Below are 10,053 nucleotides of genomic sequence, written 5' to 3'. Positions count from 1 at the left end.
TCCAGAAACATTGCCGTACCCCCGCGCGACGGTCGCAGTGCAGGGGAGGCGCGCAGGCGCTCGGGGAGGAAACGGAAGAGGGGGGGACAGGTCACACCGTAACGGTGTGACCGGCCCTCTTCTTTGCGTCAAGTCGCCGTACGTATGAACCTCAGTGGGTCAGCGGCGGACGGGGCCCCTGGTCGTCCCGCTGCGGGCGCTGGTCGTCCCGGATGACCTCGCCCTGCACCACCTTGCCGTCCGGGTGCTGCATACGGGCCTGCTGGAAGGCGTCGCCCAGGCTGCCGGGCGCCGCTGTGCGCATCCGCTTCTCCAGCGAGCGCTCCACGTACCGGGAGACCGCTTTGCGCACCGGCGGCACCAGGCAGAGCAGCCCGAGCGCGTCCGAGAGCAAGCCCGGGACGATCAGCAGCAGGCCGGCCAGCATGGTCAGGGTATTGCCCTCGCTGCCGGGCTGGGGGCCCGCGCCGGGAGCCGTCCCGGACTGCTGCTGCTGGATGGTCTCGGTGAGGTTGCGAAAGGCCCGGCGCCCGGCCCGCTTGATGACGAACGAGCCGAGCACGACACCGCCGACCAGCAGGGCGAACACGGTCAGTCCGCCGGCCGCGTCCGCCACGGTGATCAGCAGCCAGATCTCCACGAGGAGCCAGGCCGCGATCCCCAGCGGGACGAGGGTGCGCGCACGGGAGCGCTTGGGCAGGGTCGGGGGCACGGTGCCGGTCGTCATGCTCCCAGTGTGCCTGGGAGCATGACGGGACGGCGTAAAGGATCCGCCGGCGGACGGCGAACCGGAGCCGGACCGCCCGCTCAGGACGGCTTGCGGCCCAGGAGCTTGTTGGCGCGCGAGCCGACGCCCCAGGCGGTGACCCGCCACAGCGCCTCGACGATGATGTCGTTGCTCATCTTGGAGTCGCCGCGCTCACGCTCGACGAAGGTGATCGGCACCTCGACCACGTGGTAGCCGGCGGCGACGGCACGGCGCGCCAGGTCGACCTGGAAGCAGTAGCCCTGCGAGGCCACCTCGTCCAGGCCGAGGCCTTCGAGGGTCTCGCGGCGGAAGGCCCGGAACCCGCCGGTGACGTCGCGGATGTCCACACCGAGCAGCAGCCGGGAGTAGGTGGAGCCGCCGCGGGAGATGAACTCGCGGCTCTTGGGCCAGTTCACCACCCGGCCGCCCGGCACCCAGCGCGAGCCGAGGACCAGGTCGGCCCCCTTGAGCGCGGTGAGCAGCCGGGGCAGCTCCTCGGGCTGGTGGGAGCCGTCGGCGTCCATCTCCACCAGGACGCCGTAGCCCTCGTCGGCGCCCCAGCGGAAACCCGCGAGGTAGGCGGCGCCCAGGCCCTCCTTGCCCTTGCGGTGCAGGACGTGGACGTGGTCGTCCTCGGCGGCCAGCTCGTCGGCGATCTTGCCGGTGCCGTCGGGGCTGTTGTCGTCGGCGATCAGGACGTGGGCCTCGGGGACCGACTCCCTGACGCGGGAGACGATCGGCTTGATGTTCTCCGCCTCGTTGTAGGTCGGGATGATCACCAAGGCTCTGCCGAGCGGGCCGTACCGCCTCTGACCGCCGTCGTTCACTGCTGCCCCTTATTGTCCGTACGCAGGGCACCACCATAGCGAGCGGTCCGGGCACTCCCGCACGGCGAGGTCCCCGGGTGTCGGAATGGGGGCCCGGCGCCCTTCGGGCCGGCCTCGGACCCGCTGGCTGCGGGCTGCCTGGAGCCGTTGTCTACTGAACGTCCGGACCCCATCCGGGTCGCACCCTCCCCCGAGCTCCCGCGGAGCAGGGGGGACCCCCCGGACGGCAGAAACCTTCTGTCGGCCGGACGTCCTGTGGTGGACCCGGCCGAACCTACCCGCCCCCCGCCGCTCGCTGTCAACAGCCGTTCGACCTGCGACGTCGAGGGAAACCAGCAGGTCAGCCAGGAGGATCCGCAGGTGATGGCGGCGCCCGGAGGGCAGCCTGACGGGCGTACGAAATGTCCCTACGTCACTCGTTCGGCCGGACGAAGACCGTTTGTCCGAACACCACCGTGCGCAGGCAGACCGGCAGCGCCGCCCCGGGGCTGAGGTCCGGCAGTCCGGGCGTGCCCGAGCGCGGGTCGGTCGACCAGCGGGCCACCCGGTCGTCCGGCGCCTGCACCACGAGCTCGCCGGTGCGCCACACCGCGTAGTCGGCGGGCGCGCCCGGCACCAGGGTGCCCGCATCGTCCCGGCCGATGGCGCGCCAGCCGCCCCGGGTGTGGGCGGTGAAGGCGGCGCGGGCCGAGACCCGGTGCTCGGCGGTCCGGTGGAAGGCGGCCGCGCGGACGGTGCCCCACGGGTCGAGCGGGGTGACCGGCGAGTCCGAGCCGAAGGCGAGCGGCACTCCGGCGCGCAGCAGGGCCGCGTACGGGTTGAGGGTGCGCGCCCGCTCGGCGCCGAGCCTCTCGGCGTACATGCCCTCCTCGCCGCCCCACAGCGCGTCGAACGCGGGCTGCACGGAGGCGGTGAGGCCGAGCTCGGCGAAGGCGGCGATGGTCTCGGGGGTGAGCATCTCGGCGTGCTCTACGCGGTGCCGGGCGGCGCGGACGCGGGCCAGGCCCACCTTGGCGGCGGCGGCCCGCACCCCCTCGACGACCGCGGTGACGGCGGCGTCCCCGATGGCGTGGAACCCGGCCTGGAGCCCGGCCTCGGTGCAGGCGGCCACATGGGCGGCGACGTCGGCCGCGTCCAGGTGGCCGGTGCCGGTGTGCGGGGCGTCGGCGTACGGCTCGTGCAGACAGGCGGTGTGCGAGCCGAGCGCGCCGTCGACGAAGAGGTCCCCGGCCGCGCCGAGCGCGCCGAGTTCGCGGATGCGATCGGCGTCCTTGGGGCCGGTGACCCGCTCGGCCCAGTAGCCGAAGACGCGCGGGCCCGCCTCGTCACGGGCCAGCTTCAGGAGCGAGGTGAAGTCGTCCTCGTCGGAGATCTCGGGGCCGCCGCACTCGTGGAGGGTGCCGATGCCGAGCGAGGCCGCCTGGTGCAGCGCGGCCCGCTGGGCCTCCTCGCGCTGGCGCGGGGTGATCGCCGCGTGTGCGGCGGCCCGTACCGCGTGGTGGGCGGCGGCGGTCAGCGGGGCGTCCGGGTGGTAGCCGTCGAGCCCGGTGACGCCCGGGATCCGGTCGAGGAGCGCGGTGGTCGCGACGGCCGAGTGGACGTCGATGCGCGGCAGGTAGAGCGGGCGGCCGCCGGTGGCCCCGTCGAGCTCGGCGCGGGTGGGCGGGGTCCGCTCGGGCCAGCGCGCGGAGTCCCAGCCGTGGCCGAGCAGCACGTCGTCGTCGGGGCGGCCGGCGGCGTAGGCCCGTACCGCCGCCAGGGCCTCGGCGCGGGTGCGGGCAGACGACAGGTCGAGGCCGGTGAGTGCCAGGCCGGTGGCCGTGGTGTGCACATGCGCATCGGTGAACGCCGGGGTGACAAGGGCCCCTTCGAGGTCGATCACCTCGTCGACGCCGGCCGCGAAGGCGTCGGCCGCACCTTCGGAGCCGACCCAGGCGACGTGCCCGCGTTCGACGACCATCGCCGTGGCGAACGGGTCGGCGGGGCTGTGGACCTCCCCGCCGCGCAGCAGCACGGTGCGGTGGTCGGGCTCGCCGGTGGACAGCGGGGCGACGGTTCGGGCCGGAAGGGCGGCGGCGCTCTCGGAACTCATGGGAACAGCCTAGATACGCGGCGGCCGTGCCTCGTACGGGGTCGAGAGAACGACGGTCGTCCGGGTGGAGACGCCGGCCAGCGAGCGGATGCGGGTCAGCAGGTGCTCCAGCTCCAGCGGGGTGGCCACCCGCACCTTGAGGATGTAGTTCTCGTCGCCCGCGACGCTGTGGCACGCCTCTATCTCCGGCACGTCGGCCAGCCGTTCGGCGATGTCGTCGGGGGCGCTCGGGTCGAACGGCTTGACCGAGATGAACGCGGTCAGCGGCAGCCCCACCGCCTCGGGGTCCACGACGGCGACGTAGCCGCGGATGACTCCGCGCTGCTCCAGACGGCGTACCCGCTGGTGCACGGCCGAGGTGGACAGGCCTGTGGCCTTGCCCAGGTCGGTGTAGCTCATCCGCCCGTCCTTGACGAGCAGATCCACGATCTGACGGTCCAGCTCCTCCATGCGGATCAACCTATTCCCACAGGTCCCCTCCGGCACAGTCGGCGGCAACCGGAAGGGGCACCTGCGGCGGGCATGTGACGAATGCCACAGGCTTGTGACGTGCTGCCGCGGGGCGCCGCGGTTACGGCCGGGGCCTGGCGGGAATTGCTTGCTGTGGTCGCGGCGACGGCGCCTTGCCGGCCCACCCGAGGGGGAGAACCCAATGCAGAACATGAAGCGTGGCGGACGTGTGTCGAATGAACGCACCGATGAACGCACCGATCCGGAGCCCGTTGATCGCACCGTCGAGGACGAGCTCGCCGACGACGAGGCCGCGGACGCCTACGACACCTTCGAGATGTACCGGGTGATCTGCCCGGACTGCGCCCAGCCGATCGCGCTCCTCGCGGACGAGACGGTGCTGCCGGAGCACGCGCTGTGCCCGAGCCCCTGGAACCCGTTCGTCCTCACGGTGTGCGCCGGGACCGGCCGCGCGGCCTCGCAGAGCAGGCCCGCGGACACCTCCAAGGAGGTCCAGGAGCAGGACACCGCGCTGCTCCTGACGCTCCCCCAGGGCCTCGACTGGCGGACGCAGCCCTTCTCGCACGTCCACGGTCCGGGCTCGCGTCCGATGCGGGTGCCGCGCATGCGGCGTGCCGCCTAGGCCCGGGTCAGTTCCAGTACGTTCCCCGCACCATCGCCTCCAGGCTGCCCCGGTGCAGGATCAGCGCGTCCGGGTCGTCGGGGACCCGGACCTCGCCGAAGTGCAGTTGCCGGTAGGCGATCCTGAGCATCACCACGGCGTGCCGCAGGGCGGCGTAGAGCGTGTGGAACTCCATGGCGCGCGGGGTGTGCCCGGTCAACTCGGCGTAGCGCGCCTCGATGTGGTCCCGTCTCAGGAAGTCGGGCAGGCCGGGCTGGCCGGAACTCACCGTCAGGTCCTGGAAGAAGCGGTGCAGATAGACGGTCCAACCGAGGTCGAGTTCGCGCGGGCCGAGGGCCGCCATCTCCCAGTCGAGGACGGCGGCGGGCTCGAAGCCGTCGTAGACGATGTTGCCGATCCGCGCGTCGCCCCAGCAGAGCACCGCCGGACCTTCGTCGGCGGGCCAGTGCGCGTCGAGCCAGTCGAACGCGGACTCGATGAGCGGGGAGCGGGCCAGGCCGTCCACCACCCAGTCGTAGTAGGCCCGTTGGGCCGCCACATGGCGCCGCAGGGGTGAGCCCTCGCCCTCCGGGAGCAGGAAGGCGGCCTCCCCGGCCGGGAACCGGTCGTGCAGCCGGGCGAGCACCGCGACCGTGGCGTCCTCAAGGCGTGCCCGCTCGGCGTCGCTCGCGGAGTGCAGCCAGTTGCCCTCGTACGTATAGGGCATGACGTCGGGCGGTACGCGCCCCTCGGCGCGCTCCATCACGAAGAACGGGGCGCCGAGCGCGGTGGGGTCCTCTTCCAGCCACAGCACCCGTGGCACCGGGACGTCGGTGTGCTCGGCGACCAGGCGCATCACCCGGTGCTGGCGGGCCATGTCGTACACCGGGAAGACGGTGTACGCGGCCGGGTCGGCGGCGAGCCGCAGGGCGCAGGCGAATGGGGGTCCCCCCTGCTGGAGCGAAGTCGAGAGCTTGGGGGACGGCGCGGCCGGGTGGTCGAGGCCGAAGAGCAGGGTCTCGCTCGACATGCCGTTGGAGGACGGCACCTCGACGCCGGTGACGCGGGCGCCGGGCAGCCGTGCGTCGAGCCAGCCGGTGAGCCTGCGGACGAGCTCCTGGGGGTCGCGCGTGGTGGTGCGGGGGCGTGGTGCCGTGGCCATGGGCGTATCCCTTCTCGGGGCACGGGGGGGTCAGGGCGCGACGGAGGTGTACGTGGCGAAGCCGCTGGGGTCGTGGCGGCCGAAGCTGCCGTGCTCGAAGATCCCGTATCCGGTGCGCCCGTCGAGCGTGAAGCGGGCGGCATGGTCGGTGACGCCGTAGGCGGCCATCGGGTGGGCGGCCGGGTCGGAGAGGTCGTAGAGGCGGCGGTCGGTCCAGCTCCGCCCCTGCCAGGTGCCGTGCTGCCAGTCGTCGGCGGGCGGATACCCGGCGCCGACGGCAAGCGGCGAGGAGGTGAGCACCTCGACGCCGAGTTCCAGGGGCTTGCGGGCGGCGTCGGTGAGGTGGACGACCGCGCGTTCGGGGTGGCGGGTGCCGGACCGGTAGGTGATGTCGGCCTGGGGCCAGCCCAGTTGGGCGTCGGGGCGGCCCTCGCGGACGAGCACGGCCTCGTTGAGCGTGCGGTAGCCGTCTGCGTCCTCCTGGGCGATCACCATCAGGAAGCGGTCGTCGAAGCGGACCGGCGCCCAGAGCCAGTGGAACCCCTCGGGCCGGTGTTCCTCGGCGCGCCCGTCGCTCTCGCCGGGGATCGGGCGCACCCCCCAGCTGCGGTCGCGGGTGCCGGTCCACTCCCCCGCCGTGACCGGTATCTCCTCGTCCGCGACCCGGATCGCGCCGGTGCAGCGGCCCGCCTGGACGAAGCGGCGGCCTTCGAGGGTGAGGCGGTCGCCCCGGCGCTGGACGTGGTGCGGCTCCCAGACCGCCGGGAAATCGGCCTGCCAGGTGATCTCGTACGAGAGCGAGACGGGGTCGGCGGGGTCGGGGGCGCAGTGCAGGGTGAGGCGGCGCAGCGGCTCGTCGACGGTGATGCGCAGCGGGCCGACGGAGAGGTCCATCCGGTCGTCGGTGAGCGCGTCGCTGGCGCGGACGGCGTGCAGCCGGTCGCCGAGGCGCAGGGTGGCGTAGGCGTCGATGACCCCGGTGTTGGGATAGACGCCGAGTCCGGCGATCAGCAGCGCGCGGCCGTGGTGGTCGAAGACGTGGAAGATGCAGCGGTCATAGGCGTTGCGGTCGCCGGTGGCGACGTGTTTCAGGGAGAGCGGGACCTGGTGGATCGGGTATTCGTCGAGTGCGATCGGACGGTCCTGGGACACGGCTAACCTCCTGGACGACAGGGAAGTTGACGGTACGTCAGAAGCCGTGAAAAACAAGCCCCCATGAGCCGGGGCGCGCGGATGTGGCTCGCGCGCCCCGGCCCGTACGAGAGGTCAGCGGGTCTCCGGACCCGCCAGGTGGCGGGCGACGACCATCCGCTGGATCTGGTTGGTGCCCTCGACGATCTGGAGGACCTTGGCCTCGCGCATCAGGCGCTCGACCGGGAAGTCGGCGGTGTAGCCGTAGCCGCCGAGCACCTGGACCGCATCGGTGGTGACCTTCATCGCCGCGTCCGTGCAGAACAGCTTCGCCATCGCGGCCTCCTTGGAGAAGGGCCGTCCGGCGTCCCGCAGCCGCGCGGCCGACAGGTACAGCGCCCGGCCCGCCTCGATCTGGGTGGCCATGTCCGCCAGCATGAAGCGCAGACCCTGGAAGTCCGCGATGGGCCGGCCGAACTGCTGGCGCCCGGTCGCGTACGCCACCGCCTCGTCCAGGGCGGCCTGGGCGACGCCGATGGCGCAGGCGGCGATCCCGAGCCGGCCGGAGTCCAGGGCGGAGAGCGCGATGGCGAAGCCCTGGCCCTCCTCGCCGAGGCGACGGCCGTCGGACACCCGGACCCCGTCGAAGTGCAGCTGGGCGGTGGGCGAGCCCTTCATACCCATCTTCTTCTCGGGCGCGGCCGCGCTCAGCCCCTCGGCGTCGCCGGGGACCAGGAAGGCCGTGATGCCCCGGGCACCCTCGCCGCCGGTGCGGGCGAGGACCGTGTAGAAGTCGGCGATCCCGCCGTGGGTGATCCAGGCCTTGGTCCCGGTGATCACCCAGCCATCACCGTCCCGTACCGCCTTGGTGCGCAGGGAGGCCGCGTCGGAACCGGATGCGGGCTCGGAGAGGCAGTACGCGCCGAGCAGACCGCCGCCGAGCATGGCGGGCAGGTGGTCGGCCTGCTGCTGCTTGGTGCCGTAGCCCGCCAGTGCGTGGCAGGCCAGCGAGTGGACGCTGACGCCGAGGCCGACCGTGAGGCGGGCGGCGGCGAGCTCTTCGAGGACCTGGAGGTACACCTCGTACGGCTGGTCACCGCCGCCGAACTCGGAGTCGTACGGAAGACCGAGCAGCCCGGATTCGGACAGCAGCGAGAAGACCTCGCGCGGAAAGCGTCCGGCGTCCTCCTGCTCGGCGGCATGAGGAACGATCTCCCGCTGGACGATGTCGCGTACCAGCGCAACGAGGTCCCGGGCCTCCTCGGTGGGCAGCTGTCGGTCCACCGGCTGCGGGGCGCGGTCGGGCATGGCGGCGCTCTCCTCCCTGTCGGGCGCTTCGGCGGACGCGCGCGCAGGGTGTGGCGGCGCCGCCGGTGACTCTGCCGGACAGCCGATGTCTACCCTCCCGGATCACGGAAGCTGCAGACTGGTGGCTGTGGCGCTGTGAGTATGCCCGATCGGACGCCTCCCGTCACTGGTTCCAAGATCACGGATTGCCCCCTACGGCAGTTACGGAATGAGCTGCTCCGAAGTTGGTCCGAACCATTGACGGAACTGGTCTAGTCCTCCTACCGTTCCGTTGAACGATTCACCGCGTTCATGTCAAGCACCTGTGAACGGCTCCCCTCCCCCACGAGGAGATCACGATGCTCAGACCAGCCCGTCCGCGCGCCCGTTTCCGGGCGCTTACAGCCGCCGCGTGTACCGCCGCGCTCGGCGTCACCCTGCTCGCCGGGACCGGCAGCGCCACCGCATCGCCCGAACCCGCCGCCGCCCGGGCCCCGTTGGCGGCCGGCTCCAAGGTCGTCGGGTACTTCACCGACTGGGGCGTCTACCAGCGCAACTACCACGTCAAGAACGTCGAGACGTCGGGCTCGGCGGCCAGACTGACCCACATCAACTACGCGTTCGGCAACGTCACCGGCGGCAAGTGCGCCATCGGGGACGCCTACGCCGACTACCAGAAGACCTATGACGCCTCCTCCAGCGTCGACGGAACCGCCGACAAGTGGGACCAGCCGGTCGCGGGCAGCATCAACCAGCTGCGCGAGCTCAAGAAGAAGCACCCCGGGCTCAAGGTGCTGTGGTCGTTCGGCGGCTGGACCTGGTCGGGCGGGTTCGCTGAGGCCGCCAAGAACCCCGCCGCCTTCGCCGGCTCCTGCTACAGCCTGGTCGAGGACCCGCGCTGGGCCGACGTCTTCGACGGCATCGACATCGACTGGGAGTACCCCAACGCCTGCGGTCTCTCCTGCGACACCAGCGGGCGGGCGGCCTTCAAGAACGTGATGGCCGCGCTGCGGGCCAAGTTCGGCTCCTCGAACCTGGTCACCGCCGCGATCACCGCCGACGCCTCGGCGGGCGGCAAGATCGAGAAGGCCAACTACGCGGGCGCGGCCCAGTACGTCGACTGGTACAACCCGATGACGTACGACTTCTTCGGCGCCTGGGCGGCGCAGGGCCCCACGGCCCCGCACTCCCCGCTCACCTCCTACAGCGGCATCCCCACCCAGGGCTTCCACACCGACGCGGCCATCCAGAAGCTGAAGAGCCTCGGCGTCCCGGCGGGCAAGCTGCTGCTCGGCATCGGCTTCTACGGGCGCGGCTGGACCGGCGTGACCCAGAAGGCTCCGGGCGGCACGGCCACCGGCCCGGCGTCCGGCACCTATGAGCAGGGCATCGACGACTACAAGGTGCTCAAGACCAAGTGCCCGGCGAACGGCACGGTCGCGGGCACGGCGTACGCGTACTGCGGGAACAACTGGTGGAGCTACGACACCCCGTCCACCATCGCCGGAAAGATGGCCTACAAGAACAACCAGGGTCTCGGGGGCACCTTCTTCTGGGAGCTCAGCGGCGACACCTCCGGCGGTGAGCTGATCAAGTCCATCAAGTAGCCCGGGAGCGGGGCGAGGGGGGGGGGGGGGGGGGGGGGGGCGGGCGCCCCCCCCCCCCCCCCCCCCCGCGTTTGGTGAGGGGAAGGGCAGCGCGCGATCGCTCCTTGTGTTTCTTGTCCTCCATAAT

The 10,053-nt window shown here is 72.2% G+C and carries 9 protein-coding genes; 2 read left to right on the top strand and 7 right to left on the bottom strand.

All coding sequences use genetic code 11. The annotated features are described in order from the left end of the window. Positions 1–151: 151 nt before the first annotated feature. The 4 genes from fxsA to ACZ499_RS21395 all read right to left on the bottom strand — a co-directional run bounded on the left by fxsA (position 152) and on the right by ACZ499_RS21395 (position 4,117). Positions 152–727, bottom strand: a complete 576-nt coding sequence (gene fxsA / locus ACZ499_RS21410) for an FxsA family membrane protein (protein WP_468677007.1) — start codon at positions 725–727, stop codon at positions 152–154. 80 nt (positions 728–807) lie between these two features. Further along, positions 808–1,575 (bottom strand): polyprenol monophosphomannose synthase, encoded by a 768-nt coding sequence (locus ACZ499_RS21405; RefSeq protein WP_385543248.1) that lies wholly within the window; start codon positions 1,573–1,575, stop codon positions 808–810. A gap of 412 nt (positions 1,576–1,987) precedes the next feature. After that, positions 1,988–3,667: an amidohydrolase gene (locus ACZ499_RS21400; RefSeq protein ID WP_468677004.1), complete on the bottom strand. Its 1,680-nt coding sequence runs from the start codon at positions 3,665–3,667 to the stop codon at positions 1,988–1,990. A 9-nt stretch (positions 3,668–3,676) separates the two neighbouring features. Further along, positions 3,677–4,117: an Lrp/AsnC family transcriptional regulator gene (locus tag ACZ499_RS21395; RefSeq protein ID WP_067155585.1), complete on the bottom strand. Its 441-nt coding sequence runs from the start codon at positions 4,115–4,117 to the stop codon at positions 3,677–3,679. 202 nt (positions 4,118–4,319) lie between these two features. Between ACZ499_RS21395 and ACZ499_RS21390 the strand changes: the two genes are divergently transcribed. Beyond that, a complete protein-coding gene (locus tag ACZ499_RS21390) occupies positions 4,320–4,760 on the top strand; it encodes a hypothetical protein (RefSeq protein WP_385826876.1) in 441 nt (146 codons plus the stop codon). A 7-nt stretch (positions 4,761–4,767) separates the two neighbouring features. On the opposite strand, the gene ACZ499_RS21385 is transcribed toward ACZ499_RS21390, so the two are convergent. From ACZ499_RS21385 to ACZ499_RS21375, 3 genes are all read right to left on the bottom strand, one after another. Continuing rightward, the gene (locus tag ACZ499_RS21385) at positions 4,768–5,901 is read right to left on the bottom strand and encodes a phosphotransferase family protein (protein WP_468677002.1); all 1,134 of its coding nucleotides are present in this window, start codon (positions 5,899–5,901) and stop codon (positions 4,768–4,770) included. A 30-nt stretch (positions 5,902–5,931) separates the two neighbouring features. Then, positions 5,932–7,053 (bottom strand): Rv3169 family protein, encoded by a 1,122-nt coding sequence (locus ACZ499_RS21380; protein WP_468677001.1) that lies wholly within the window; start codon positions 7,051–7,053, stop codon positions 5,932–5,934. Between the two features lie 114 nt (positions 7,054–7,167). Next, positions 7,168–8,340, bottom strand: a complete 1,173-nt coding sequence (locus ACZ499_RS21375) for an acyl-CoA dehydrogenase family protein (RefSeq protein ID WP_468677000.1) — start codon at positions 8,338–8,340, stop codon at positions 7,168–7,170. A 338-nt stretch (positions 8,341–8,678) separates the two neighbouring features. Between ACZ499_RS21375 and ACZ499_RS21370 the strand changes: the two genes are divergently transcribed. Further along, complete coding sequence (locus tag ACZ499_RS21370) at positions 8,679–9,926, top strand: glycoside hydrolase family 18 protein (protein ID WP_468676997.1); 1,248 nt, start codon at positions 8,679–8,681, stop codon at positions 9,924–9,926. The last annotated feature ends 127 nt before the right edge of the window (positions 9,927–10,053 follow it).

The sequence above is a fragment of the Streptomyces sp. NPDC031265 genome, from assembly GCF_055570295.1.
The sequence above is the reverse complement of the archived record's forward strand: the minus strand, read 5'-3'. Positions and strand labels throughout refer to the sequence as shown.